Annotated in this window: 29 protein-coding genes; 17 read left to right on the top strand and 12 right to left on the bottom strand. The window is 73.0% G+C overall.

The window, feature by feature from the left end; translation table 11 throughout:
• Positions 1 to 18: 18 nt before the first annotated feature.
• Both G569_RS0134340 and G569_RS0134350 read right to left on the bottom strand, forming a co-directional pair.
• Positions 19 to 507, bottom strand: a complete 489-nt coding sequence (locus tag G569_RS0134340; RefSeq protein ID WP_028066776.1) for a DUF1269 domain-containing protein — start codon at positions 505 to 507, stop codon at positions 19 to 21.
• Entirely contained in the window at positions 504 to 2,615 is a 2,112-nt protein-coding gene (locus G569_RS0134350) for a LuxR family transcriptional regulator (RefSeq protein WP_028066777.1), read from the bottom strand. The genes G569_RS0134340 and G569_RS0134350 overlap by 4 nt, the downstream gene beginning before the upstream one ends.
• Positions 2,616 to 2,818: 203 nt before the next feature.
• Between G569_RS0134350 and G569_RS59565 the strand changes: the two genes are divergently transcribed.
• From G569_RS59565 to G569_RS53960, 8 genes are all read left to right on the top strand, one after another.
• Positions 2,819 to 3,487: a potassium channel family protein gene (locus G569_RS59565; RefSeq protein WP_053227404.1), complete on the top strand. Its 669-nt coding sequence runs from the start codon at positions 2,819 to 2,821 to the stop codon at positions 3,485 to 3,487.
• Positions 3,484 to 3,909 carry a YggT family protein gene (locus tag G569_RS59570; RefSeq protein ID WP_053227405.1) on the top strand — a complete coding sequence of 142 codons (426 nt, stop codon included), beginning with the start codon at positions 3,484 to 3,486 and terminating at the stop codon, positions 3,907 to 3,909. The genes G569_RS59565 and G569_RS59570 overlap by 4 nt, the downstream gene beginning before the upstream one ends.
• A 1-nt stretch (position 3,910) precedes the next feature.
• Positions 3,911 to 4,687 carry an MBL fold metallo-hydrolase gene (locus G569_RS53950; protein ID WP_053227406.1) on the top strand — a complete coding sequence of 259 codons (777 nt, stop codon included), beginning with the start codon at positions 3,911 to 3,913 and terminating at the stop codon, positions 4,685 to 4,687.
• 9 nt (positions 4,688 to 4,696) lie between these two features.
• Entirely contained in the window at positions 4,697 to 5,653 is a 957-nt protein-coding gene (locus G569_RS0134370; RefSeq protein WP_028066779.1) for a universal stress protein, read from the top strand.
• A gap of 67 nt (positions 5,654 to 5,720) precedes the next feature.
• On the top strand, positions 5,721 to 6,533 hold the full coding sequence (locus G569_RS0134375) for a YihY/virulence factor BrkB family protein (RefSeq protein ID WP_169542303.1): 813 nt from the start codon (positions 5,721 to 5,723) through the stop codon (positions 6,531 to 6,533).
• Positions 6,534 to 6,584: 51 nt separating this feature from the next.
• Positions 6,585 to 6,803, top strand: coding sequence for an amphi-Trp domain-containing protein (locus G569_RS0134380; RefSeq protein ID WP_028066781.1), 219 nt, complete (start codon positions 6,585 to 6,587; stop codon positions 6,801 to 6,803).
• Positions 6,800 to 8,140 (top strand): diacylglycerol/lipid kinase family protein, encoded by a 1,341-nt coding sequence (locus G569_RS53955; RefSeq protein ID WP_053227407.1) that lies wholly within the window; start codon positions 6,800 to 6,802, stop codon positions 8,138 to 8,140. Before G569_RS0134380 ends, G569_RS53955 begins: the two co-directional genes overlap by 4 nt.
• 114 nt (positions 8,141 to 8,254) lie before the next feature.
• Positions 8,255 to 8,821: a phosphatase PAP2 family protein gene (locus G569_RS53960; RefSeq protein ID WP_053227408.1), complete on the top strand. Its 567-nt coding sequence runs from the start codon at positions 8,255 to 8,257 to the stop codon at positions 8,819 to 8,821.
• Positions 8,822 to 8,964: 143 nt separating this feature from the next.
• Here G569_RS53960 and G569_RS0134395 read toward each other — a convergent pair whose 3' ends face one another.
• Positions 8,965 to 9,447 (bottom strand): hypothetical protein, encoded by a 483-nt coding sequence (locus G569_RS0134395; protein ID WP_157592516.1) that lies wholly within the window; start codon positions 9,445 to 9,447, stop codon positions 8,965 to 8,967.
• Between the two features lie 162 nt (positions 9,448 to 9,609).
• On the opposite strand from G569_RS0134395, the gene G569_RS0134400 reads away from it, so the two are divergent.
• A complete protein-coding gene (locus G569_RS0134400; RefSeq protein ID WP_028066783.1) occupies positions 9,610 to 10,473 on the top strand; it encodes a class II glutamine amidotransferase in 864 nt (287 codons plus the stop codon).
• 4 nt (positions 10,474 to 10,477) lie between these two features.
• Here G569_RS0134400 and G569_RS0134405 read toward each other — a convergent pair whose 3' ends face one another.
• The gene (locus G569_RS0134405) at positions 10,478 to 11,917 is read right to left on the bottom strand and encodes a DUF2252 domain-containing protein (RefSeq protein WP_028066784.1); all 1,440 of its coding nucleotides are present in this window, start codon (positions 11,915 to 11,917) and stop codon (positions 10,478 to 10,480) included.
• Between the two features lie 126 nt (positions 11,918 to 12,043).
• Between G569_RS0134405 and G569_RS53965 the strand changes: the two genes are divergently transcribed.
• Entirely contained in the window at positions 12,044 to 12,736 is a 693-nt protein-coding gene (locus tag G569_RS53965) for a LuxR C-terminal-related transcriptional regulator (protein ID WP_037501169.1), read from the top strand.
• Here the strand turns inward: G569_RS53965 and G569_RS59575 are convergent.
• The 3 genes from G569_RS59575 to G569_RS0134425 form a co-directional block, all read right to left on the bottom strand.
• On the bottom strand, positions 12,711 to 13,226 hold the full coding sequence (locus G569_RS59575; protein ID WP_053227409.1) for an RDD family protein: 516 nt from the start codon (positions 13,224 to 13,226) through the stop codon (positions 12,711 to 12,713). The two genes, G569_RS53965 and G569_RS59575, sit on opposite strands and share 26 nt — an antisense overlap.
• Positions 13,223 to 14,011 carry a hypothetical protein gene (locus tag G569_RS0134420; RefSeq protein WP_028066785.1) on the bottom strand — a complete coding sequence of 263 codons (789 nt, stop codon included), beginning with the start codon at positions 14,009 to 14,011 and terminating at the stop codon, positions 13,223 to 13,225. The genes G569_RS59575 and G569_RS0134420 overlap by 4 nt, the downstream gene beginning before the upstream one ends.
• Positions 14,012 to 14,144: 133 nt before the next feature.
• Positions 14,145 to 14,531, bottom strand: a complete 387-nt coding sequence (locus tag G569_RS0134425; protein WP_028066786.1) for a response regulator — start codon at positions 14,529 to 14,531, stop codon at positions 14,145 to 14,147.
• 165 nt (positions 14,532 to 14,696) lie between these two features.
• Here G569_RS0134425 and G569_RS0134430 point away from each other — a divergent pair, with 165 nt between their 5' ends.
• Positions 14,697 to 15,149, top strand: coding sequence for a DUF7144 family membrane protein (locus G569_RS0134430; RefSeq protein WP_037501171.1), 453 nt, complete (start codon positions 14,697 to 14,699; stop codon positions 15,147 to 15,149).
• Positions 15,150 to 15,304: 155 nt separating this feature from the next.
• Positions 15,305 to 15,838 (top strand): DUF1269 domain-containing protein, encoded by a 534-nt coding sequence (locus tag G569_RS0134435; protein ID WP_028066788.1) that lies wholly within the window; start codon positions 15,305 to 15,307, stop codon positions 15,836 to 15,838.
• 6 nt (positions 15,839 to 15,844) lie between these two features.
• Here the strand turns inward: G569_RS0134435 and G569_RS0134440 are convergent, their stop codons facing one another.
• Positions 15,845 to 17,422 carry an MFS transporter gene (locus tag G569_RS0134440; protein ID WP_028066789.1) on the bottom strand — a complete coding sequence of 526 codons (1,578 nt, stop codon included), beginning with the start codon at positions 17,420 to 17,422 and terminating at the stop codon, positions 15,845 to 15,847.
• A gap of 88 nt (positions 17,423 to 17,510) precedes the next feature.
• Between G569_RS0134440 and G569_RS0134445 the strand changes: the two genes are divergently transcribed.
• Positions 17,511 to 18,278 (top strand): adenylate cyclase, encoded by a 768-nt coding sequence (locus G569_RS0134445; protein WP_157592517.1) that lies wholly within the window; start codon positions 17,511 to 17,513, stop codon positions 18,276 to 18,278.
• Positions 18,275 to 19,792, top strand: coding sequence for a Ppx/GppA phosphatase family protein (locus tag G569_RS61765; RefSeq protein WP_028066791.1), 1,518 nt, complete (start codon positions 18,275 to 18,277; stop codon positions 19,790 to 19,792). Before G569_RS0134445 ends, G569_RS61765 begins: the two co-directional genes overlap by 4 nt.
• On the opposite strand, the gene G569_RS0134455 is transcribed toward G569_RS61765, so the two are convergent.
• From G569_RS0134455 to G569_RS64180, 3 genes are read right to left on the bottom strand one after another with little or no spacing between them, the layout of a single operon-like run.
• Complete coding sequence (locus G569_RS0134455) at positions 19,710 to 20,468, bottom strand: hypothetical protein (protein WP_028066792.1); 759 nt, start codon at positions 20,466 to 20,468, stop codon at positions 19,710 to 19,712. The two genes, G569_RS61765 and G569_RS0134455, sit on opposite strands and share 83 nt — an antisense overlap.
• Complete coding sequence (locus G569_RS0134460; protein ID WP_028066793.1) at positions 20,465 to 20,923, bottom strand: hypothetical protein; 459 nt, start codon at positions 20,921 to 20,923, stop codon at positions 20,465 to 20,467. The genes G569_RS0134455 and G569_RS0134460 overlap by 4 nt, the downstream gene beginning before the upstream one ends.
• 53 nt (positions 20,924 to 20,976) lie before the next feature.
• The gene (locus G569_RS64180; protein ID WP_306765336.1) at positions 20,977 to 21,417 is read right to left on the bottom strand and encodes a response regulator; all 441 of its coding nucleotides are present in this window, start codon (positions 21,415 to 21,417) and stop codon (positions 20,977 to 20,979) included.
• A gap of 39 nt (positions 21,418 to 21,456) precedes the next feature.
• On the opposite strand from G569_RS64180, the gene G569_RS64185 reads away from it, so the two are divergent.
• Genes G569_RS64185 through G569_RS53985 form a run of 3 tightly spaced genes read left to right on the top strand, consistent with a single transcriptional unit; the run spans position 21,457 to position 23,505 of the window.
• The gene (locus G569_RS64185; protein WP_028066795.1) at positions 21,457 to 21,882 is read left to right on the top strand and encodes a hypothetical protein; all 426 of its coding nucleotides are present in this window, start codon (positions 21,457 to 21,459) and stop codon (positions 21,880 to 21,882) included.
• 49 nt (positions 21,883 to 21,931) lie between these two features.
• Complete coding sequence (locus G569_RS59585) at positions 21,932 to 22,855, top strand: ATP-binding cassette domain-containing protein (RefSeq protein ID WP_053227411.1); 924 nt, start codon at positions 21,932 to 21,934, stop codon at positions 22,853 to 22,855.
• Positions 22,852 to 23,505: a hypothetical protein gene (locus G569_RS53985; protein WP_028066796.1), complete on the top strand. Its 654-nt coding sequence runs from the start codon at positions 22,852 to 22,854 to the stop codon at positions 23,503 to 23,505. Before G569_RS59585 ends, G569_RS53985 begins: the two co-directional genes overlap by 4 nt.
• Positions 23,506 to 23,568: 63 nt before the next feature.
• On the opposite strand, the gene G569_RS0134485 is transcribed toward G569_RS53985, so the two are convergent.
• Positions 23,569 to 25,131 carry a S8 family peptidase gene (locus tag G569_RS0134485; RefSeq protein ID WP_053227412.1) on the bottom strand — a complete coding sequence of 521 codons (1,563 nt, stop codon included), beginning with the start codon at positions 25,129 to 25,131 and terminating at the stop codon, positions 23,569 to 23,571.
• Positions 25,132 to 25,148: the final 17 nt, after the last annotated feature.

Below are 25,148 nucleotides of genomic sequence, written 5' to 3' on the forward strand. Positions count from 1 at the left end.
GTGTGCGCACCCCGTCGTTCATCTGTCGGCGAGCGCGTCGCGCAGGAGCTGTTCCTGCTCGAGCGAGAGCTCGGTGCGAAGCGCCTCGGCGCCGAGGCGAGCGAGCGCGTCCGCGATCTTCGCCGCCGACGCGCGCGTCGAGAGGATGAAGAGCGCCGACGTGCCGGGCGTGACGCTGTCGCGCACGCGCTTGACGAAGTCGTCGGCCACGCCGAAGTCGCCGAGCGAGCCAGCGACCGCGCCCGCGGCGGCGCCGAACGCCGGCCCGGCGAGCGGCGTGAGGAAGATCAGGCCGAGCAGCATCCCCCAGAAGCCGTGCCACAACCCGCCGGGCCCCGTGATGCTGCCGAGCTCCTGCGTGCGCGGCGTGCGCCGGCCGACCGGCCAGGAGACGAGCGCCGCGTCGTCGACCGTCGCGCGCCCCTCGTCCGCGAGCGCTCGCAGGCTCGCGAGGCCGGTCTCGGCGCCGTCCGGCGCGTCGAAGCGCCAGACGGTCAGCGTGTTCACGGTTCACCGATCAAGCCGACGCTGCGCCCACGCGCGACCGCGTCAGAGCGGCAGCACACGTTGAGCTTGCGGTAGACCGCCAGCGCCTGGGTCTTGACCGTGTTCGTGGAGACGTGCAGCCGCTCGCCGATCTCGCGGAACGACATGTGGCTCGGCAGCATCCGCAGGATCCGCAGCTCCGCGTTGGTGAGCGCGGGACCGTCGCCCATCGCGCTCTCGGCGAACGCGTCGGCACGGTCCCAGCCGTCGTGGATCCAATGCGAGAGCGTGACCTCGCCCGGGACCCGCCCCGCCAGCCGCGCCGCGCGGGCCAGCAACGCGCGCGCGGCGCGCCCGTCGCTGAGCGCGATCTCGGCCCGGGCCAGCCACACGTGCGCCTCGGCGAGCACCCACGGGGGGAAGTCGAGCTGCGCGTTGAGCAGCCGGTCGGCGTCGACGGCGTCATTGCGCGCCTGCGCGATCTCGCCGCGCGACGCGGCGACGACCGCGCTCGCGGCCAACGCCAGCGCCCGCACGGCGTCGGGCGCCGTCAGCGGGATCGCGATGTGCGCCTCGCGCACGCAGCGCGCGGCCTCGTCCCAGTCCTCCAGATCGGCGCAGACCAACGCGCGCTGCGCGCTCGCCAGCGCCGCCACCACCGGCAGGCGTCCGGCCGCACGGCCCTCGGCCTCCTCGAGCAGCGCCAAGGCGGCGTCGGACTCGCCGCGCAGGTGTCCCGCCACGCCGAGCAGCGTGAACGCCAGCCCGTGCCAAGGGCTCGCCGACGGCAGCAACGACCGGGCGAGCGCGGCCTCGCGGGCCATGTCACCGACGCCGTCGCGTGCCAGGCACGCCCGGATCAACGCGCACGTCGCCCGCACGCCCGCATCGGCGGGGAGCCCCCGCTCGGCGGCGTCCGCGGCGCCCGCCGCCGCGTGCCGGCGACCCGACACGAGGTGGTGCATCGCCGACGCCAGCTCGAACACGGGCGGCGCGCCCGGCCACGAGCCGCCGAACAGCGCGAGCCGGTCGCCGAGCGCCGCGCCGTTGCCGTCCACGGCGTAGCGCGGTGCGTGCACGTAGAGCATGCGGGCGGCGAGCTTGGTGTCGCGCGCCGCGAGCGCATGGCGGATCGCCTCGTCGTCCTCGCCGTTGCGGCGATGCCAGCGGGCCGCGCGGAGGTGCAGCCGCGGCGTCAGCTCCGGCTCCGCCCGCGTCAGCTCCGCGGCGAGCGCCTCGCGCAGCAGCGGGTGTGCGCGGTACGCGAGGTCGCGGCGGTCGAGCGACGTCAGCGGCACCCCGCGGCGCACGAGCTCGACCAGCGCCTCGCCGGTGCCGTGCGCGTCGAGCACCGCGTCGCACGCGGCGCCGGTGAGGCGGGGCAGGATCGAGGCGCGGCGCAGGAACGCGTGCTCGTCGTCGGTCAGCTCGGAGAGCACCTCGTCCGCCAGGAACTCGGCGACGGGGCGGCTCGCCCCGCTGAAGGTGGCGATCCCCGCCGCGAGATCCTCCTCGTCCGCCAGCTGCCGCGCGGCCAGGTAGAGCATCGCCGGCCAGCCCTCCGTGCGCGCGAGCAGCGCGTCGAGATCGGGGCCGCTCAGCTGCAGTCCCTGCGCGTCGAGGAGCATCGCCGCCTCCAGGCGGGTCAGCCGCAGGTCGCTCACGCGGACCTCGGTGATCAGCCGGTGGGCGCGCAGGCGGCCGATCGGCCACGGCGGGCGGGTGCGCGACGCGATCGCGAGCGTCGTGCCCTTCGGCAGGTGCTCGGCGGCGTCGAGGATGCGCCGGGCGTCGTCCTCGGTCGCCGTCTGCAGGTCGTCGGCGACGATCACCTGTGCGGGGCGGGCGTGGTCGAGCGAGTCCAGGAGCGTGTCGACGTCCGTGCCCGCCAGCGAGTCGAGCACGAACGGCCGGGGATCGCGCAGCGCCCACTCGGCGAGCAGCGTCGTTTTGCCGTATCCGGCGGGAGCGACGACGAGGACGAGCGGCGTGCCGGCGGCCGCGGTCAGCCGGCGCACCAGGCGCGCCCGCGGGACCGTGCCGGGCGGCAGGGGCTCCGCAGCGGCGCGGGGCAGCGCCCGGGCGAGGGTCGGGGCGGGATCGGTGAGCACCTCGACCGCAGCATTCACGCCTGGGGCCGGTCGGCCAAGGGCGCCAACCGTCCGATGCTCCGGGGCGCGTGCACCACCCCGGCCGAGGGGGTGTCCATGCGCAGCGTGCCTGCCTCCCACCCCGGACGGGGGCGCGCACCCTTGCCTTGGTCGGGCCGCTGGAGTTCGATCCGGCAATGTCCGCGCGCCCCGTCACGCCGCGCCCGCGAGTGTCTCGGCGCGTGGAGGACTGGCCGCGCAACGAGGTGCTGCTGCTGTGCGTGGTGGCCGCGGTCGCCGTCCAGGGGGCGATCCCCTCAGGCGACGTGCAGCGGGTGCTCGTGAGCGTGCTGCTCGGAACGATCCTGATCGGGTCCTTCCGCATGGCGCGGGCGACGGGCGCGGTGCGCTTCACCGCCGACGTGTTCGCCGTCGCCGGTGTGGCCGCGGCGATCCTGCGCTCCGCCGGCGTCGTGATCGGGGAAGGCCAGGCACAGCTGATGAACGCCGCGGTCGCCGCCATCGCGCCCCCGGCCGTCGCCCTCGGCGTGCTCCGCGAGCTGCGCAGCACCGACCGCATCGGGCTCGGCCCGGTCACCGGCGTGATCACGCTCTACATGCTGCTCGGGATGATGTGGGCGTTCATCTACGGGACGATCGACGAGTTCGGCGGCTCGTTCTTCGCGGAGAACGTCCCGGCCACCGCGTCGCTGAGCCTGTACTACAGCTTCGTCACGCTCGCGACGGTCGGCTACGGCGACTACACCGCTCGCTCCGACCTCGGGCACACCCTCTCGATCTTCGAGTCGCTGCTCGGCCAGATCTACCTCGTCACCGTCGTCTCGTTGATCGTCGGCAATCTCGGGCGGACGCGCCCACGCCGGGTTGAGCCCGGAAAGGAGCCGCAATGAACACCAACACCGGTCTCACCCTCGTCCGCGGCGCGCGCGTACTCACGTACCTCGTCTACGCGTTCGTGCTCTTCTCGCTCGTGATCCTGCTGCTCGGGTTCTTCCTGCTGCTGTTCGGGGCCAACCCCGACGCGCCGTTCGCCGAGTGGGCGTACCGCAGCCTGGACCGCGTGATGGCGCCGTTCCGCGGCCTGTTCGAGTCGATCGACCTGAGCGGGAACTCGGTCTTCGACCCGTCGGTGATCTTCGCGATGATCGTGTACGGCATCGTCGGTCTCGCGCTCAGCGCGCTGATCGACTGGCTGACCGAGAAGATGATGCTGCTGCGGTCGCGGCAGGCGTATCAGGTGCAGCAGCAGCAGGTCGCGGCGCAGCAGCTGGCGGCTCAGCAGGACGCGGAGCGGCAGACCACCGCGGTGTGATGTGCAACGGCTGACGTACGTCGGGCACGCGACGGTCCTGCTCGAGCTGGGCGGCGTCCGCCTGCTCACCGACCCGCTGCTGTGCCACCGGCTCGGGCACGTCGTCCGGCGCGTGCCGGACCCCGACCTCGAGACGCTCCGCGACCTCGACGCCGTGCTGATCTCGCACGCCCACGCCGACCACCTGCACAACGGCTCGTTGCGCGACCTCGAGCACGACGGGCCGGTGATCGTCCCGCGCGGCTGCGCTCGCCTGCTGCGCCGCGCGAAGGTCGGCTCGGTGATCGAGCTCGACGTGGGCGAGCGCCACCGGATCGGCGACGTGGAGATCGAGGCCGTCGACGCCGAGCACGACGGCCGCCGGCATCCGCTGGCGCAGGACGACCTGACCCTCGGCTACCTGATCGACCGCGTGTACTTCGCGGGTGACACGGACCTGTTCGAGGGGTTGGTGGCGCTGCGCGGCCGCGCCGACGTCGCCTTGTTGCCGGTGTGGGGCTGGGGTCCGCGGCTGCCCGCCGGCCATCTCGGCCCCGAGACCGCGGCGGATGCTGTCGCGCACATCCGGCCGCGGATCGCGATCCCGATCCACTGGGGGACGATGCGCTCCCCCGGCGAGCGCACGCTGAACGATCCGCGGGCGCCGGCGAAGGCGTTCGCGGAGGCCGTCTCAGCGCTCGACCTGGCCACACACGTGGAGATTCTCGACCCCGGCGCGGCGCTCGAGCTGGACGCTTCACCCGAATCAGGCGATGCGCCTCCCACCGCGCGAACGTAGCGTCGAGACATGGAGCGACAGGATCACACCCATCACGCGCCCGTGATCGCGGCCTTCTCGCCGGACACGGGCGCACGTGAGCCGGTCGAGTTCGGAGTGGCGGCCAGCCGCATCACAGGTGCACCCTTGATCATCGTCGTCGTGGCGGATACGGGGGCGGTGCGCGCCCACTTCGGGGCGGAACAGGAGGCGAAGCTCCCAGGCGGGATCGCCGACACTGTCAAGCACCTGGAGCTCGACCTGCGCGCGCGTGGCATCGACGTCGAGGTGCGGGCGTACGAGGACTCGACGGCGGCTCGCGGCCTCGCCCGCGCGATCGACGAATGCTCGCCCGAGCTCGTCGTCATCGGCTCGACATCTCGCGGAAGCAAGGGCTCGGCGCTGCTCGGCACCACGGCCGACCGGATCATCCACGTCAGCGCGTGCCCGGTCGCGGTCGTGCCGCACGGCTACCGGCGGCCCGAGGGCGGCGTCGCGCTGATCGGCGCGGCATACACCGAGTCCCAGGAGGGCGAGGACGCGCTGGCGTTCGCCGAGGAGCTCGCGCGCATCGGCGGCGTGCGGCTGCGGGCGATCACCGTGATCGACCCCAAGCACGCGGCCGTCGAGACCGGCGGCATGATGACCGAGCTGCATCACGAGGTCAGCACCGACGTGAGGGAGGCGCGGAAGGGGCGCGTGTCGATCGAGGCGAAGCTCAGGGAGCGTCTCGCCCGGACCCCGGACGCGGACATCGACATTCTCGCCAACGAGCCCGAGGACGGCCTCGTCGCGGCGTCGGCGCACGTCGACCTGCTCGTGCTGGGCTCGCGTGCACGAGGGCCGCGGCGTTCGGTCGTGCTCGGAAGCGTGTCGCGCAAGGTGATCGAGCGGGCGGCGTGTCCGGTCGTCGTGATCCCGCGCGGCTCCGAGGACAAGAGTGGGGAGCTGCTGGCGGACGCGGCCGGCCAGACACCGACGAGCTGAAAGCCCGGTGGGCGAGCAGGGCACTGCGTCGCGCGGCGCCTCGCGCCGCGCGCGCGCCGTTGCGACGGTGCAGCGGGCGCAGGCCCGCGCGCTCGGCGTCGCGTCGGCGGCGCCGGGCTACGACCTGACGCGCGCGGCGTTCGATCGCGACCGCCACGCGGGCGGCGGCCTGCTCGCCGGCGCGCTGGCGTTCCGCCTGTTCGCCGCGCTGCTGCCGCTGGCGCTGCTGGCGACGATCGCGCTCGGCTACGCCTCCACCGTCGACGACAGCGCCGCGGGCGACGCCGGCGAGCAGGTCGGGATCCGCGGCGAGCTGCTGAACTCGTTCTCGCAAGGCGCGTCGCTGTCGACCGGCACGCGCTGGACGGTCGCGGTGGCCGGCGTCTTCGCGCTGCTGTGGTCGGCGATGTCCGCCGCGCGCGCGATCCGCGCCGCGCACTCGCTGGCGTGGGAGGGACGCGTCACGCCGGTCAAGCGGCCGCTGCACGCGGGCGTCGCGTTGATCCTCGCGATCGTCGCGACCTTCCTCGTCTGGGGCGCCGTCGGGTACGCCCGCGAGCACCTGCCGGCGAGCCTGGGCATCCTCACCGCATTCGTCGCCCTGGTGCCGTTCTTCTTCATCTGGCTCGTGCTCGAGCGGCTGCTGCCGCACGCCGACGCGCCGTGGAAGGCGTTGATCCCCGGGGCCCTGCTGGTCGCCGTCGGCATGGAGATCATCCACCTCGGCACGACGCTGTTCCTCGCCGGGCGGATCGAGCACGCGTCGAAGACCTACGGCTCGTTCGGCGCGGCGCTGACCCTGATGGTCTGGCTGTACATCATCAGCCGCGTGATCGTCGGCTCGGCGATGCTCAACGCATCGTTGTGGCATCGCCGCTAAAGGGGTGTGCGCACCCTCGCGGCCTGGCGGTGGCGGTCATACGGTCACGGCATGGATCTGCTGGAGATCACCCAGAAGGAGCGCCTGAGCCGCGAGGAGGCCGCCAAGCGGCTGCACGCCCTCGCCGACAGCCTCGCCCGCCACAACGACGTCGAGTTCGAGCGCGGCGGGATGCGCTTTGTCCTGCACGTGCCGGACCAGGTCAACCTCAAGGTCGAGCTCGAGGTCGAGGACGACGGCACCGAGCTGGAGATCGAGCTGACCTGGTGAGCAGGCGCCGTCGCCTCGCGGCGATCGCCGCCCTGGCGCTCGCGCTCGCGTGGCTGGGCGTCGCGCTGGCCATGGCGATCGGGGCGTTCCCGCGGGGGTTGGCGGTGCTCGGGTGCGGCGCGCTCGCGCTGGCGGCGGCGTGGTACGGGGTGTTGCGACGTGGCACGGCGCGCGTGGTCGGGCTGAGCGTGGCGGTGGTGCTGTCGGCGGTCGCCGTGCTGGTGCCGGTCAGCCAGGACCCGCTGGCGACGATCGCCGCGGTCGTGCTGCTGTGGCTCGGTCTCGCCGCGGCGCGGACCGCGTTCAAGATCCGCGTCCGGCTGCCCGGGGTCCGCGCGCCGCGGCATCCGGTGCTCTTCTACAACCCGCGCTCCGGCGGCGGCAAGGCCGAGCGGTTCTCGCTCGCCGCCGAGGCGCGCAGGCGCGGGATCGAGCCGATCGAGCTCGGGCCGGGCATGGACCTGGAGACGCTCGTGCGGGGCGCGGTCGCGATGGGCGCGGACGCCCTGGCGATGGCGGGCGGGGACGGGTCGCAGGCGATCGTCGCCGCGATCGCCGCCGAGCACGCGCTCCCGTACGCGTGCATCCCGGCCGGTACGCGCAACCACTTCGCGCTGGATCTCGGCGTCGACCGCGACGACGTGGTCGGCGCGCTCGACGCGTTCGTCACCGGCGGTGAGCGTCGCGTCGATCTGGCCGACGTCAACGGGCGGATCTTCGTCAACAACGTCTCACTCGGCGTGTACGCCGCGGCGGTGCAGCGCGAGGGCTACCGCGACGCCAAGTTGCGGACCCTGCTGGACACGATGCCCGACACCCTCGGGCCCGCGGCGGCGTCGGCGCTGGAGCTGCGCTGCACCGGCCCGGACGGGGAGGCGGTCACCGGCGCCGCGACGATCCTCGTGTCCAACAACCGCTACCGGCTCGGCCGCGCGGTCGGGTCGGGCACCCGCCCGCGGATCGACGACGGGCTCCTCGGCGTGACCGTGGTCGGCGTGCCCCGGGCCGGCCGCTTCTCGCACCGCGTGTGGCGCGAGTGGAGCGCGCCCACGTTCGAGGTCGGCGGCGAGCGCGCGCTGCCGGCGGGCATCGACGGCGAGGCGGTCGAGCTCCAGCCGCCGCTGCGCTTCGCGATCCACCCGGGCGTGCTCCGCGTCCGCATCGCCCGCCGCCACCCGGGCGCCTCACCGTCGGCCCTGCAGCCGAACGGCGGCGTGGACGTCCTCCGCGCGCTCCTGCGGATCGCCGCGGGCCGCGCCCCGGACGACGCTCCGCAAGCCGTCGCCGAGGGCGACGCGACGACGCGCGTGCCGGTCGGCGCGCCCCCGGACCCGTGAGGCCGCGCGCCGCCGCGCCCGTGCCGCCCCCGGCGGCCCTCGTCCCGAGGGCGTGCCTGTGAGGCCGCGCGCCGCCGCGCCCGTGCCGCCCCCGGCGGCCCTCGTCCCGCGGGCGTGCCCGTGAGGCCGCGGCCGCGCTGGCTGCGCGACGCCGAGCGCGTCGACACCGCGATCTACGCCGCGATCGCCGCGACGCCCACGCCCGAGCTCGACCGCGTGATGGGGCGCCTCACCCACGCCGCGGATCGTTCCGGGGTGTGGGTGGCATCGGCCGGCGCGCTCGCCGCGCTCGGCGGGCAGTCCGGGCGGCGCGCCGCCGTCGCCGGGCTCTCGTCGATCGCGGTGGCGTCGGGGGTGGTCAACGCGTTGCTCAAGCCGCTCGCCCGCCGGCGTCGTCCCGATCGCGAGGCGCAGGGGGTCCCGCTGGAGCGTCACGTCGCGATGCCGACATCGCGCTCGCTCCCCTCAGGCCACGCCGCCAGCGCGTTCGCGTTCGCCACGGGCGTCGGGCACGTCCTGCCCCGCGAGGCCGCCGCGCTGCGCGGGGTCGCCGCCGCGGTCGCCTACTCGCGCGTCCACACGGGGGTCCACTACCCGGGGGACGTCATCATCGGCGCGCTCGTCGGGAGCGCGTGCGCGCAGGCGACGATGCGCGCCGTGGACGCCCGCCGCCGCTCGTGACCGCGGCTGATGAGTGGCGGGGCGCCGATTGCGGGGGGTGTGATTCTCCACCGTCCTGACAGGACGGCGCAGCATCACACCCCCGACGGCGCGCCGTGACAGCGTCGTGCTCGCCGACACGGCGCGCTTCGTGGGCAGCTGAGCTAGCCGCCGCGGGTGCGGGCGGCGGCGAGGATCTCCTCGCCGAGCTCGGGCAAGGTGCGCGGCCCGACCCTCGTGTCCAGCACGGCCGTGCCGCTCGTGCGTGCGGCGGCGTCGTCGAGCGCCCGCGCCCACACGTGGCCGATCAGCACCGCCGCGATCGCCTCGCCCGGTTGCAGCGTCTCGGCGAGCTCGCCGGCGAGGCCGTTCGAGCGGTCCATCGCGCGGCGGGTGGCGCGCTCGCGCACGGACGGGTCCAGGCGCAGCGCGACCAGCGCGCCGGTGAACCCGGCGGCCGAGCCGCCGCGGTGCTCGCTCGCCACGATCTCGCCGGCGTCGTCGCGCACCACGACCAGCACGTCGAGGACGCGCAGCGCGCCGCCTGACTCGATTCGTTCGAGCGCGCCGACGAACTGGCCTTCGAAGCCGGCGCCGGCGGCGAAGCGGTAGACGAGCAGCTGCGCCGGTTCGGTCGCGATCGCCACGACGAGCAGCCTCTCGCCGGGCTCGCGCGCGGGCATCATCCGATGCGGGTGATCGGGTGTCCGCATCCCCGCGCGGACACCGGCGCGTCCCATTGCCCCGGCCCACGGGGCGGTCGAGCATCCGGGACGCAACCCTGAACCCGCAACGAAGGTGGTCGAACCATGTGCCGCTGGAACGCCTACTACGGCCAGCCGTTGATGCTCGAAGAGCTGCTGTTCGAGACCGACCACGGGTTGATCGACCAGAGCAAGCACGCCCGCCAGGGGGTCGAGACCACCAACGGCGACGGGTTCGGGGTGGGCTGGTACACGCCGGACACGTTCCTGCCCGGCCGCTACCGCAGCGAGGCGCCGGCGTGGAACGATCCGAACCTGCGCGACCTCGCCGCGCACATCGCGTCGCCGCTCTTCCTGGCCCACATCCGGGCGGCCACCGGCACGCCGGTGCAGCAGACGAACTGCCACCCGTTCCGCCACGGCCGGTGGCTGTTCGTCCACAACGGCAGCATCCACGACTTCCACAAGATCCGCCGCGAGCTCCTGCTCCGGGTCGACCCGATGCTGTTCGAGGGCATCCACGGCTCGACCGACTCCGAGGTGCTCTTCTACCTCGCGCTCACCTTCGGCCTGGAGTCCACCGACCCGATCTCCGCCGTCGAGAAGGCCGTGGGGTTCATCGAGGCGACGGGCCGCGCGCACGGGATCGAGAACCCCGTCCAGATGACGCTCGGCTTCAGCAACGGTGAGAAGCTGTGGGCGGTCCGCTACTCGAGCGAGCGCGCGTCGCGCACGCTCTACGTGTCCGCCGACCGCGAGACGGTCCAAGCGCTGCATCCGGACAACCCACGCTTCCAGCGGATGACGAACGAGGACCGGGTCGTGGTCTCCGAGCCGCTGTCGGACCTCCCCGGCGTGTGGCGGGCGGTGCCCGAGGCGACCGCGCTCGTGATCCAGCCCGGCCCAGACGAGCTCCGTGAGTTCCGCCCGCAGGCGCCCGCTCCGACGGTCCTGGCCGAAGCGGGCTAAGGCCTTACGGCTCTGACTCGATCGCGATCGCGCCGGCGCGGACCGCCTCGGTCAGCGCGGCGTGGTCGCGGTCGTTGCAGTCGGCGTAGGACTCGGCGAACGTTGCGAGCGCGCGGTCGAAGACGTCACCGCCGCCGAGGTAGGACGCGATCGCGACCCGATCGCCCGCCCGGGCATGCGCGCGGGCCAGCGTCCGGCCACAGAGCTCGCCGTAGATCTCCAGCCGGTCGGGGGCGATCGTCTCCAGGTCCGCGGACGTCTTCCAGTCCCACAGCTGGCGCACGTAGAAGTCGCGCTCGACGCCGTCGATGCCGGGCGTGCGCAGCCAGCCGAGGAAGATGTCGCTCGCCGCCTGCATCAGCCACTGGCCCTGGACGACCCGCTGCCCGTGGTTGGGCGCGGGGTCCTTGCCGGTGTAGGGCTCGAGCGCCGACCGGCCGGCCTCCTTGACCTGCAGGAACAGCGGGTCGTTGTCGTCGCGCCCGGTGAGCATCACGACCCAGGCGCGCGTGCCCACGCTGCCGACGCCGACGACCTTGCGCGCGAGGTGCGCGTACTCGTAGCCTGCCAGCAGGTGCCGCCGGTCGCTCTTGAGCGAGCGCTTGTACAACGCCAGCAGCTTGCGCATCGCCGCCTCGGCCACGCCGCCGACGGCCTCGGACGCGAGCTCCTCGATCGGCACGAGCAACGGCGGCCGGCTGGCGATCCGCAGCCGGCCGTCGACCGTCTCGGTCAGCTTGGTGAGCGCGCGCAGGTGGTCCTTGTCGTGACGCGACTCGAGCTTGCGCTTGAACTCCTTGCGCTCACGCTCCGAGACACGCCCGCGGGCGCCCTCGACGAGCGTCGCGGCGTCGATTCGCGCGTACCAGACGTCGATCGTCCGCATCGCTGCGAAGTCGCGCATCGCCATCCGGTACGCGCGCACCGTCGATTGCACGATCCGCGCGCGATCGGCGGCCTCGATGCCACGCGCGCGGCCGGCGATCGCCACGCTGGCGGCGAGCCGCTTGACGTCCCATTCCCACGGGCCGGCGGCGGTCTCGTCGAAGTCGTTGAGGTCGAAGACGAGCGCGCGCTCGGGCGACGCGAAGCCGCCGAAGTTCGACACGTGCGCGTCGCCGCAGAGCTGCGTGCGCAAGCCGGAGTCCGGCGTCCCGTGGAGGTCGGCGGCCATCACGGCCGCCGCGGCGCGATAGAACGCGAAGGGGGAGGCGAGCATCCGGCCGTGGCGCAGCGGCAGCAGCTCCTCGAGCCGGCCTTCCTCCTCGGCGAGGATGATGTCGAGCACCGGCCGGCGATCCGCCGCCGGTGCCCAATCGGCATGTGAGGCACGCGGGACGGCCTTGCGGGCGGCGCGCCCGAGGGCGGCGCTCTCGTCCGCTGACAGCCGCGCGCCCGACCGCGCGCTCGCGCGCCGCGGCGTGGAGAAGACAGTTGCCGTCATGGTTCGGCGAGCCTTCCATCGCCGAAAGACCGCAGCAAGGGTGCACGCACCCCGCGTTGCGCGTGGAAATGCTGAATCGAGTGACCACGTTGATCGCTTCGCCGCGGGAACCGGTAGGGTGAATGCATGGGCATTCGTGTCGTGCTCGGGGAAGACAATCTCCTCGTTCGCGAAGGCGTCAGGCAGTTGCTCGCGGTCGACGGCGAGATCGACGTCGTGACCGCGGTCGGAGACCTCGATTCGCTTCGTGAGGTATGCGGTGAGTTGCGGCCGGACGTGGTCGTGACCGACATCCGCATGCCGCCGACGTACACGGATGAGGGCATCCGGATCGCGGCCGAGTTCCGCGAGGCGCACCCGGACATGGGCGTCGTCGTCCTGAGCCAGTACTCCGATCCGATCTACGCGATGGCGCTGCTGGACGGCGGCTCCGCGCGACGCGCCTACTTGCTCAAGGAACGCGTGCACAATCGGGCGGAGCTGACCGCGGCGATCCACTCGGTCGCCGAGGGCGGCTCGATGGTCGATCCGAAGATCGTGGACGGGCTGGTGCTCGCCCGCAGCCAGGCCGACCGCTCGCCGCTGAACGAGCTCACCGCGCGCGAGCGCGAGGTGCTGGCGGAGATCGCCCAGGGCAAGAGCAACACCGCGATCGCGGAGTCGTTGTTCCTGACCAAGCGCGCCGTCGAGAAGCACATCAACGCGATCTTCCTCAAGCTCGGCCTCGCGCACGCGGAGGACGTCAGCAAGCGCGTGAAGGCGGCGCTGATGCTGCTGGCGGAGTCCGGGACCGTCAGCCGGGTCGGCGATCCACACTGACGCGTCGCCGCTCGCGCGGCGCGTACACGACGACCGTCCGCGCGATCCGGTCGTGCAGCGCTCGCCGCCGGCTGTCGACGAGGATCATCAGGAACCCCGCGCAGAGCGGGATCGCCGACAACGGCAGCACGAGGATCCGCAAGAGCGCGCGGCCGAACCGCGGCGGCTCGCCGGTGGCGGCGGCCAAGACCCGGATGCCGAGCATGCGGTTCCCGGGGGTCTGGCCGTTCGCGGACCAGAAGAACGCGAAGTAGCCGATGGCCCAGCCCACGGCGACCACCGCGCCGATCGCGGCCAGCAGCTTCAGGACCTGTTCGGGCACGCCGAGCAGCGACAGCCCGATGCCGACCACGGCGCCCACGAACCAGACGGTCGCGTTGATGATGAGCGCGTCCGCGCCGAATGCGATGGTCCGCGTCGCCAGCCCCGCGTACGCGGGCGCGACCGCGGGGGCCAACGTCTCATCCGCGCTCGGCGCGGTCAGGGTCATGCGGCGCCCGGGGACGGTGTGCCGTCGCCGGGCGCGGTCTTGCGCCGCCTCAGCAGCCGCCACGCGGCGCGTTCGAGGGTGGCGTCGACGTGGCGCGAACGGTCACGGATCTCTTCGCCGACCTGATCGGCGAACCCCATGCTCTGCGCGGTGATCGCGTCGGTGACCATCGGGCTCTGGACGATCTCGTCGACGAGCGTCCACATGGCCGGGCTGGAGCGCAGGCGCTCTGCGGCGTCCTCCACCACCAGCCCGATCGCCTCGTCGACCACGCGGCTCTCGACGACCCGCAGCACCATCCGCTCGACGCCGGGGCTCTCGAGCGTCAACGCCACGAGTCGCTCGGCGCCCGGGCTGTCGAGCGCCTCGGCGAGCAGCCGCTCGGCACCGGAGCTCTCGAGCGCCAGCTCGACGATCCGCTCGAGCTCCGGCCCTTCGAGCAGGCGACCGGCGAGGTGCTCGGCGATCCCGCCCGCGAGCAGCCGGTCCGCGAGCAGCTGCGGCGCGCCCTCGGCGTCGAGCCGGTCGAACGTGTGGTCCAACGCCTCGCGCATCGGGACCTCGTCGATCACGCGCTCGAGCACGCGGTAGCGGACCATGTCGCGCGCGAACGCGTCGACCAGCTCGCCGCTGAGCGCGTGCGCGACCGCGCGCTCGGCCAGGCCGCTCTCGAGCACGCGCTGGACCGCGGCGTCGGCATAGGGCGAGCCCAGCACGGCGTCCACCAGGCGCAGCGAGAGCCGGCCGGCCTCGTCGAGCGTGCGCCGGCGCGTGGAGCGCTCCACCCGTCGCGCGACCGACCAGGCGCCAGTGGCGGGACGGACAGCGGCGAAGGGGACGGATCGCAGGCGCACGGCGAGACCGAAGCGTCTCCGGGCGCCCCGGCCGAGGCATCATGCGATCCGGGTGATGTGAGGGCTAGCGGCGGCGGTGCGCGATCCACAGGCCTCGCAGCAGCCGCGGCGTCAACCACTGCTTGCGCACCAGCGCCGCGGCACCGCAGGAGCGGGCGAGCGTGGCGAGCGCGCGCGAGTCGGCGCTGGACGCCAGCACCACGACCCGCGTCGGGTCCTCCGACCGCAGGCGCTCGGCGACCTCGATGCCGTCGAGCCCCTGCATCCGCACGTCCATGATCACCATGTCCGGGTCGGTCTCGGGGATCAGCCGCAGGGCGTCCTCGCCGCTGGTGGACTCGCCGACCAGCGTGAACCCGGGGCTGGACTCGATCACCGCCTGCGCCGCGCGACGGAACATGTCCTGATCGTCCACGGTGACGACCCGTACCGGACGGTCTTCGGCAGGCATGTGAGGAGCCTGAGCCCGCCGCGATCCGCCCGCAAGGGCACCCGCGCACCGCCCGGGCGCGTGCGCACACCACCGGGCCTCACCCGCGCGCACGATTGCGCGTCCCGGAGCGGCTGGTGACGATGGCCACGACGTCGACGTCTGACCCCGGAGGTGGGAGTCACCATGGAAGCGGGAGCGCAATACCACAGCGACCCGTCGCAGATGACGCGGCGCCCGTCCTCGGGCGCGGTGCGTGAGTCGGCCTACGACAAGTCCAGCGGCTGGGCCACGTTCGCCGGCATCTACCTGATCATCGCCGGAGGTCTGAACGGCCTCTGGGGGATCGTGGCGCTGGCGAAGAAGGAGCACTTCATCGACGGCGGCCTGGTGTTCTCGGGCCTGCAGACCTGGGGCTGGATCGCGCTGATCGTGGGCCTCATCCAGGTCGCGACGGCGGTCCTGGTGCTGATGCACAACGCGATCGGGATGCTGATGGCGATCGTCGTCTCGATGTGCGCGATCTTCGCCAACTTCCTGATGTTCGGCGCGTACCCGGGCTGGTCGGCGATCGCGATGGTCTGCAACGGCCTCGTCCTCTGGGCGGTGACGGTGCACAGCGAAGCCTTCGAGAGCTGAGGCGGCAATGCCTCACCGCCGTCGCAGGAGCCGCTTCGACGAGCTGGCGCTCAACACGCTGGCACTCGGATGGCTCCTGCGCGGGGCATGGCGGGTGAGCCGCGGCCGGCCCCCCTGGCGGGCCGCGGTCGCAGGCAAACAGGGGAAGGGGAGTCATGAGTGAGAACCAGTACGTGCTCGCCGCGGCGTACGCCAGCGTCGAGGACGCCACCGCGGACTTCCAAGGGATCAGCGCGGCCTTCAAGCACGTCGGGACGAGCGGCGCGTTCGACGCGATCGTGCTCGGCAAGGACGCCGACGGGAAGGTCGAGATCGTGGATCGCCTCGACGAGGCGACGCACCACGCGCGCACGGTCGGCATCGGCTGGGGCATGGCGGGTGGCATCGTCGCCGCGCTGTTCCCCGGCATCGGCATCCTCGGCGCGCTCGCGATCGGCGGTGCCACCGGCGCCGCGATCGGGACACACGCGGGTCACGCCGCGCGGGCGATGAGCCGCGAGGACCTCAAGACGCTCGGCGAGGTCCTCGACTCAGGCGAGGCCGGCTTGGTCGTGTTCTACGGTCCGGACATGGCCGACCGCGTCAGCACGGGCGTCTCGCGCGCGACGACCAGGGCGTCCGCCACGACGGACCTGTCGGCCGAGCAGCTCGCGGCCGAGATCCGCCAGGCGCAGGCCGCGGCGCACTGAGCGCCACTACGCGAACGCGGCCTCTGCGGCCGCGTTCGGCGTGGGGTCCGGCTGGCGCGTCATCCTCAGCGCCGCGAACGAGCCGAACACGCCGGCCAGCAGCGGCACGAGCAGCGCGACCTGCAGCGCCAGCGGACGCGTGTCCTCGTTGATGCGCAGGATCTCCTGCTGGACGGCCGCCGGTTGGCCGGCGAGCTGCTTCTCCAGCTGCGTGTTGCTCATGACCTCGGCGTCGTCGTCGAGCGCCTGCGCCACCTGCTCCTGCTGCGCCGGCGCCAGGACCGGGCTCGACTGCGCCTTGTCGGTGAAGACGATCGAGAGCGTCGCCAGCATGACCGCCCCCGCCGCCGCGAGGCCGAACGAGAGGCCGAACGACCCGGCCGCGGAGTTCACGCCCGCCGCCTCGCTCACGCGCTCCTCCGAGATCGGCGAGAGCGTGTAGTTGTTCAGCTGCGAGACGAGCAGCCCGAACCCGCTGCCGGTCAGCATCAGCGGCAGCGCGAGCGCCCAGCCCGACCCCACGCGCGGAACCAGCGGCAGCAGGATGAGGATGCCGACGGTGGTGGCGCCGAAGCCGATCTGGATCACGCGGCTCGGGCGCCGTTTGCCGACGCGCTTCCCGGCCAGCAGGGCCACGGCGAACATCGACAGCGACAATGGCGCGATCGTCAGGCCGGTCTCGAGCGCGTTGTACTCGAGCACCATCTGCAGGAACACCGGCAGAGCGATCATCATCCCGCCGAGCGCGATGTTCTGCAGCATCTGCCCGGAGAACCCGAGGCGGAACATCGGCAGGCGGAACAGGTCCGCGTCCAGCAGCGCGGGCTTGGAGGCGCGCTTGCGGCGCACCAGCCACCACGCCAGCCCGGCGAGCGCGACGGCGCCGACCGCCATCAGCGCGCCGACGGCCTCGCCGCCCTCCTGCCAGACGAGGATGCCGACGACGATGCCGCCCATGCCGAAGATCGACAGCAGCGCGCCCACGATGTCGATCCGGCGATCGCCGGTGAACGGCGCGTCCTTGACCAGGCCGATCCCCAGCAGCACGCCGATGATCACGGCGTCCTCGAACAGGAAGCCGACCCGCCAAGAGAGGAAAGTGGTCACGAAGCCGCCGAACAGCGGGCCGACGGCGGCCGCGATCGCCGCCGCGGCGCCGACGAGCGCATACGCCTTCGTCTGCGCCTTGCCCTCGAAGTTGCCGTGGACGAGCGCCTGCATCGCGGGCAGCAGCAGCGAGGCGCCGAGCCCGCCGATGATCGCCCAGAAGACGATGACCGCGGTCAGGCTCTGCGCGAGCGCCATCGCGGCCGCGCCGAGCGCGTAGGCGAGCAGCCCGATCACGTACGCGCGCTTGCGCCCGATCAGGTCCCCGATCTTCGAGCCGATCAGGATGAAGGAGGCGGAGACGAGCGCCTCGAGCGCGATCGCGGACTGCACGCCGGACACGGTCGTGTCGAGGTCTTTGACCACGGCGGAGATCGACACGTTCATCAGCGACGTGTCGACGACGAGCACGAACATCGCGGCCGCGAGCAGGATCGACAGGCGGCGGTCGCGCTTGGCGTCGGTGGGCTGTGTCATCTGGTGAGGATTCTTCACAGCTGCGGGCGCGCGCCGATCACCCTGATCGGGTGATGACGGGCCGAAAGCGCTCCCGGAGTGTGCATCCATGAGCGCTGTCACCCCCCGAACCATGTTCTCCGGCGAAGAGCTGATCGAGCTCATGTCGCTCCTCAGCGACGCCGACAGCGCCGAGCTGAAAGTCACCGTCCCCGAGGAGCACCAGCGCTCCACGATCATGGCGCTCGGCCTCGACCCGCTGGAGGCGCAGATCCGCCAGGTGCTGTTCTTCGACACGCCCGATCTGGCGCTCGACAAGGCCGGCGTCGTCGTCCGCGCGCGGCGCATCCAGGGCCGCGGCGGCGACTCGGTCGTCAAGCTGCGCCCGGTGGTCCCGAGCAGCCTGCCGGAGAAGCTGCGGCGCTCCCCTGGCTTCCGCGTCGAGGTCGACGCGCTGCCCGGCGGCTTCGTGTGCTCCGGGACGCTCAAGGGCATGCTCACCGGGGCGGAGGCGAAGGCCGGCTTCCGCGGGGAGCTCCCGATCCGCAAGCTCTTCTCGAAGGAGCAGCGCCGCTATTACGCCGAGCACGCCCCCGAAGGCCTGACGTTCGATGACCTGACGCCGCTCGGGCCGATCTTCATCCTCAAGCTGCGCATGACCCCGAGCGAGCTGCGAGACCGGCTCGTGTTCGAGATGTGGATGTACCCGGACGGGTCGCGCATCCTCGAGATCTCGACCCGCTGCGCGACCGGCGAGACCTTCCAGGTCGCCGCCGAGGTGCGTGCGTTCCTCGCGCGGTACGGCATCGATCTCAGCGGCGAGCAGCAGACCAAGACCCGCAAGGCGCTGTCGTACTTTGCGGGAGAGCCGGGATGACGATCGTCCCGCGCTGGGAGTGGCGGCGCTTCGGCCCTGGCCTGACCCGCGCCCGCCAGCACCTGCGCCGGTTCGACCCGACCCGCTCGGAAGAGAGCGACGAGACCTATCTGGTGTCGACCGACAGCGACGCCTCGGTCAAGATCCGCGATGGGCTGGTGGACGTCAAGGAGCTCGTGGCGGTCGGCAAGCACGGGCTCGAGCAATGGCGGCCGATCCTGAAGGCCGCGTTCCCGCTGAGCGCGAACGACGTGGCGACGGTCGCGTCGGCGCTGCACGCGCGGCTCGAGGTCTCCGAGGCGGGCCGCGCGAGCCTCGAGGCCTTCGTCGACGAGCTCGCCGGCACAAAGGTGCGTGCGGTGGCGGTCTCCAAGCACCGCGTGCACTACGAGATCGGCGGCTGCATGGCCGAGGTGACCCAGCTGCGCACCGATGCCGGGACGACGATGACGGTCGCCGTCGAGTCGCCCGTCGGGGAGGACGTGCTCGCGACCGCGGCGACGCTCGGCCTGCTGGACGGTTCGAACACGTGTGTCGCGCGCGGGATCAAGACCGCGCTGGGCATCGGCGGGCGGCGCTTCGCGGTCATCGACGTCGGCACGAACTCGGTGAAGTTCCACGTCGGCGAGCGCGGCGCGGACGGGACCTGGACCACGGTGATCGACCGCGCCGATGTCACCCGGCTCGGCGAGGGGTTGAACCAGAGCGGCCGGCTCGGCGCGGAGCCGATGGAGCGGACCGCGGCCGCGATCGAGCGGATGGCGGCGGACGCGACCGCGGCGGGCGTCGAGGCGCTGGTCGCGGTGGGCACGGCCGGGATGCGCATCGCGGCGAACGCGGACGAGATGATCGCGCTCGTCGAGCAGCGCTGCGGGGTGCGCATCGAGGTGATCCCGGGCAAGGAGGAGGCGCGGCTGGCGTACGTCGGCGCGACGTCCGCCCTCGCCCGCGCGGAGGGGCTGCTGACGGTCTTCGACACCGGCGGGGGCAGCTCGCAGTTCACGGTCGGGCGACCGGGAGAGGTGTCCGAGCAGTTCAGCGTCGACGTAGGAGCGGTCCGCATCACCGAGCGCTACGGGCTCGATCGGGCGGTCGGGATCAGCACCGTTCACCTCGCGCTGGCGGTGCTGTCGACGGATCTGGCCCGGGTCGACCAGCTCGCTCAGCCGGACGCCATCATCGGCATGGGCGGCGCGGTCACGAACCTCACCGCGGTCAAGCTGGGGCTCAAGACCTACGACCCCGCGCGCGTGCACGGCACGGTGCTCGACCGGGCCGAGATCGACCGTCAGATCGAGCTCTACCGGTCGCGCGACGCGGCCGCGCGACGTGACATCGACGGCGTCCAGCCGGCGCGCGCCGAGGTCATCCTGGCGGGCGCGCTCATCGTGCGGGTGATCCTGACGCTGCTCGGCCGCGACTCGTTCGTGGTCAGCGACCGGGGTCTGCGCCACGGGGTGCTGATGCAGCGATTTGCGGCGCCGTCTGAGCCGCAGGTCCCGGTGGCGGGGTGACCGGCTCGTCCGCGGCGCTCAGACGCTCGTAGACGAGGGAGATCGTGAACGCGGCCGGCGGCGAGATCACGCCGACCGCGACCGCCGCGACGATCAACGCGAGCCATTGCGAGCCGAGCACCGGCGCGGCGCTATGCGCGGTTGCATGGATCACCGCGTGCTCGACCAGGACCGAGGCCGTGACGGTGAGCGCGACGGCCCAGAAGGCGCGGCGCACGAGCTTCGTGCTGCGCGCGAGCGAGGCGCGGACGCCGAGGTGCTCGTGGACGATCGCGGGCGCGAACAGGCTCCAGATCGTCATCAGGTAGAGGCCGGGGAGGACGAGCAGGCCCGTCGCGGCGAGCGGGACCGACACGGCGATGATCGACGCGCCGACGAGCGCGGGGGCCGCGACGGTCGCGCGGCGCAGGAGGCGCCCGACACGCACCCGCACATGCTCGTGGTCGGCGGCGATCAGCAGCTCGGCGTAGCCGACGTAGAGCTCGAACCACAGCGCCAGCGCCAGGCCGAGCGCGATCTCGGCCGTCACGTGGTGGCGAAGCAACTCGATCGCGTCGGCGCCGGCGCCGAGCACGATCGCCGGCAGGAACGCCGCGATCTTGTGACGGTTCAGCACGCCCCACAGCTCGCCGCCCAAGCCGTGGAGCACGTGTTTGGTCTCGTGGGGCTCGCTCATGGGCGGGCGGTGGGGGACCGCAACGTCAGCGCGATGAAGTCGTCCGCGCCGACGACGTCGTGCTCCAGCGTCGCGACGAAGGCCTCGAGCGCGCGTTCCCGCCGCTCCACGCACAGGCGCTGGGCCTGGTCGGAGATCAGCTGCCGGTCGCGCTCGAACGTCTTGACCTCCCACGTGAACGCGTGGTGGGTGGTCTCGACGCGGCGCCAGGTCGCGCACTCCCCACACTGCAGCCACACGCGCGCCTTGGCGGTGTCGATGGCCTCGGCGCGGACGTCGCGGATCGCGTCGGCGCGGCAGAGCGGGCAGCTGCGCAGGCGGCGATGAGCGGCGACGCGCGCGAGTTTGCTCCAGAGCGCGGCGGCGAGCATGGGTCCGAGCATCAACGCGATCGCCGCGAGCCCGATGATCGCGCTCGTGTGGTCGGCGTGGGGTTGTGCACTTGCCAGGACCACCGGCGAAGCGTCGCCGCGGTCGGCGGCGGTCGCATCACCCGAAGCGGATGACCTCAGTTGCCCAGCGTGGCGAGGTCGACTCTGGCGAGCCGCGACTTCTCGTAGAACGCACGGGCGCCGCTGGCCTTCACGCGTGCCGGGTCAGGGCACTCCTCCGCGGACATCAGCAGGACGTCCGGCTTGGGCTCGGCGTGCGAGAGGTCCTCGGCCACGTCGAAGCCGCTCTCCTTGCCGAGGCCGAGGTCGACGAAGACGACGTCGGGTGCGCAGCGGTCGACGACGCTGCGGGCGCTGGACCGGTCGTGTGCCTCGCCGACGACCTCGTGCCCGAAGATCTCGAGCAGCTCGCCCATCAAGCTTCGGAACCCGGGGTGGTCGTCGACGACGACGACGCGGAGTCTGGATCGGGTCGGCACGGCGTAAGTCGGTTTACCCGCTTTTCGATCCTTTGAACGCCATGCACGCGTGGACACCACCCCGCGCGGCGTGTGCACGCCATTGCCCGTCTCGGCCGCTTGACGGAACCTGGCGCCATGCGCTGGATACTCGTGATCATCGGCGTCGCGGTCGTCGCGATCCTCGCCGTCGTCCTCTTCACCGGCGGCGAGTCGGAGGCCGACCAGGCCAAGGCCCAGGTCTGCGACGCGCGGGACAGCATCTCCAAGCAGGTCGACACCTTGAAGGGCCTCTCGATCAGCGACCTCGGCAGCGGCAAGGCCAGCAGCAGCCTCCAGGCGATCCAGGCCGATCTCAGGAAGATCGCCGATGCGCGCAAGAACCTGGCCTCGGCGAATCGCGACGAGGTCGACGCGGCCAACCAGAAGTTCGCCGACAGCATGCGCCAGACGCTGGTCGACATCACCTCGAGCTCCGCCGCGGACACCCGTGACAAGGCAACCGGTGCTCTGCAGTCGCTGGCCGCCACCTATCGCGACACTTACGGCAAGATCAACTGCTAGATGAGAGGCCGCGTTCGCGCGCGGCGGGCCACCGGTACCTTGGGACGCCATGGCTGCGGTGACCTCGCTCACGGACGTGGCCAAGCGCTACCGATGGGACGGGCCGTGGGTGCTGCGGGGCGTCGACGTCGCGGTCGACGCCGGCGCGGTCGTCGAGGTGCGCGGCGTCAACGGCGCGGGCAAGTCGACGCTGTTGCGGCTGCTCGCCGGCGCGTCGCTGCCGAGTCGCGGCCGCCGCCGGGTCGCGGGCGATGTCGCCGTGGGCTACGCGCCCGAGCGACTGGTGGCGCCGCCGTTCACGGGGGAGGAGTACCTGCGGCATCACACGCGCATCCGCAGGACACCGCCCGGCGATGCCCTCGCGCTGGCGGAGCGGCTCGGCCTCGGGTCGCTCCTCGCCGAGCGGATGACCGCACTGTCCAAGGGCTCGCTGCAGAAGGTCGTGCTCGTGCAGGCGCTGGCCGGCTCGCCGCGGCTGCTCGTGCTGGACGAACCGTTCAGCGGCCTCGACGCCGGCGCGCGCCTGACGCTGGCGGACGTCGTGCGCGAACGCGCCGCCGACGGCGCCGCGGTGGTCTTCAGCGACCACAGCGAAGCGGGCCAGACGCGCCCGCAAGCCGGGCTCCGATGGCTCGTCGACGACGGCCGCGTGACCGTCGCGCCCACGTCGCCCGAGGCCGCGCCCGCGCCGCCGCCCGCCGCGCCCACGTCGCGCCCCGCCGCGCGCCCGCCCGCCACGCCCGCCGCGCCCACGTCGCGCCCCGCCGCGCGCCCGCCCGCCACGCCCGCCACGCCCACGTCGCGCCCCGCCGCGCGGCCGCCCGCCGCGCCCACTTCCCGCCCCACCGCGCGCGTCGTCGCCGCGGCCGTCTCCGATCGCGTGTTGCGCGAGGCGCTCGCGCGCGGCGCGCACGTGCGCCGCGTCGAGCCGCTCGGCGACGGACGTGTCCGGATCGAGGTCGAGGAGCCGTGAACGCCGTCGCCCGCTACCTGCTCGCCGAGCACTTCCGGTCGCGGCGGTTCGTCGCGCCGATGTTGCTGCTGACCGCGGGCGTCGTCGTGCTCTATGCCCAGCCGCCGAACCCGGTCCTCTCGACGGCCGGCACCGTCGCCGCCTTCACGTTCCCGTGCATGTGCTGGGGCGTGCTCGCGCTGCTCAACACCCAGGGGGACGCGGACCGCCACGTGCTCCTCGTCGCCGCCGGCCCGCGGGCGTTCATCCTCGGCCGCCTGCTGGCCGTCGCCGCCTACTCGGTGGCCGTCAGCGTCCTCGTCGTCGCGTTCCCCACCGTCACCGGCCGCTTCGAGACCGACCCGACGCTCGGCGAGCTCGCCGACTGTCTCCTCGCCACGGTGTTGTGCGCGCTGGCCGGCGCGGGCCTCGGCGCGCTCTTCAGCCGCCCGCTCGTCCGCAGCCGCACGATCGCCGTCTTCGGCCTCGCCGCCACGGCACTGGTCACCGTGCCCCTCAACGGCCCGCCCGCGATCACCACGGCCCAGGCGCTCGACATCACCGACGCCTCCGACGTCCCGGTCCGGCTCGGCAGCACGCTCTTCTCGGTGTCGCTCTTCGCCCTCGCCGCCGCGGTCACCTGCGCGCTGCTCTGGCGTCGCCGGGAATAGCCGATAGGGGGTGGGCGACGTCGAGGTCCAGCGTGGACCCTCGTGTCACCCACCCCCGTCAGCTCAGGGTTCGATCGTCCAGGCGTCGATGCGGCCCGTGTCGGCCGCGGCGGCGTCGCGGACGCGCAGGTTCCACGTGCCGTTGGCGGGGAAGGCCGACAGGTCGACGGTGAAGGTCTGGTCGACGTTGTCGGCGCTGCCGCCGGAGCGGTTGAGCAGGTTGCGCACGGTGCCGTTGGGGGCGACGAGGTCGACGACCAGGTCACCGCGGAACGTGTGCACGATGTGGACCGTGACCTTGGCGGTCGCCGAGGCGTTGCGGGCGCAGCCGGTGACCGTGATCGGCGAGCTCGCGGTCCCGAGGTCCGGGATCGCGAAGTCGGCGTTGTTGGTCGCGGCGGCGCAGGCGGGCGGCTGCTGCGGGCCGGTGGCGCCGGTGAAGAGCAGCAGGTTCGGCGAGCCCGTCCCGGGGTTGGCGATCGCGCCGGCGGTCGCGTTGGCCTTCAGCGCGGTGGCGATGGCCGCCGGTGACGCCTGCGGCGTGGCGGCGAGGAGCAGCGCGGCGGCGCCCGCGACGTGCGGGGTCGCCATCGAGGTGCCGCTGATCGTGTTCGTCGCGGTGTTGGTGCCGATCCAGGCGGAAGTGATGTCCTGACCCGGGGCGAAGATGTCCGTGCAGGTGCCGAAGTTCGAGAACGAGGCGCGTGCGTCGGTGTTCGTGCTGGCGTTGACGGTGATCGCCTCGGGCACCCGCGCGGGCGAGGCGTTGCACGCGTTGGCGTTGCTGTTGCCGGAGGCGATCGCGTAGGTGACACCGTCGGCGATCGATCGCTGGACGGCCTGGTCGAGCGCCGTGCTGGCGCCGCCGCCGAGGCTCATGTTCGCGACCGCCGGTTGACCCGCCGCGTGCTGGGCGGTGACCCAGTCGATGCCGGCGACGACGCCCGCGGTCGTGCCGCTGCCGGAGCAGCCGAGCACCTTGACCGCGACCAGCTTGACGTTCTTGGCGACGCCGTAAGGCGCGCCGCCGACCGTACCGGCGACGTGCGTGCCGTGGCCGTTGCAGTCGGAGCTGGTGGCATCGACCGTGTTCGTGCCCCAGCTCGCGCGGCCGCCGAAGGCCGCGTGGGTGGTCTGGATGCCGGTGTCGATGATGTACGCGGTCACGCCCGCGCCGCCCGTGTCCGGGTAGCTGAACGTGTTGTTGAGCGGCAGCGCGCGCTGGTCGATGCGGTCCAGGCCCCACGAGGGCGGGTTCGGCTGGTCGGTCAGCGCGTCGATCGTGCGGTTCTGCTCGACGAACGCGACGGCCGGGTCGGTGGAGAGCTCGAGCGCCTCCTCGCGCGTCATCTCCGCGGAGAAGCCCTTGACCGAGCTCGTGAACTTGTGGTCGACGTCCGCGCCGTGCTCGTCGCTGAGCTCCCGGATCACCGAGTTCGTCGTCTGCCCGCCGGTGTCCTGGTCGAGCACGACGATGTAACTCTCCGGGATCGCGTCCGGCGAGTTCTCGCGCAGGATCTGGCCGTCGTCGGCAAACGCCGGCGCCGCGGCGGCGAGGACGCCGGCGGCCGCGAGCCCGGCGATACGCGTGAACCGCCGGCGGTGGGACGAAGTGGACTGCGCCATTGGGTCTCCCTGAGTCG

The sequence above is a fragment of the Solirubrobacter soli DSM 22325 genome (assembly GCF_000423665.1).
Classification (GTDB): Bacteria; Actinomycetota; Thermoleophilia; order Solirubrobacterales; family Solirubrobacteraceae; genus Solirubrobacter; species Solirubrobacter soli.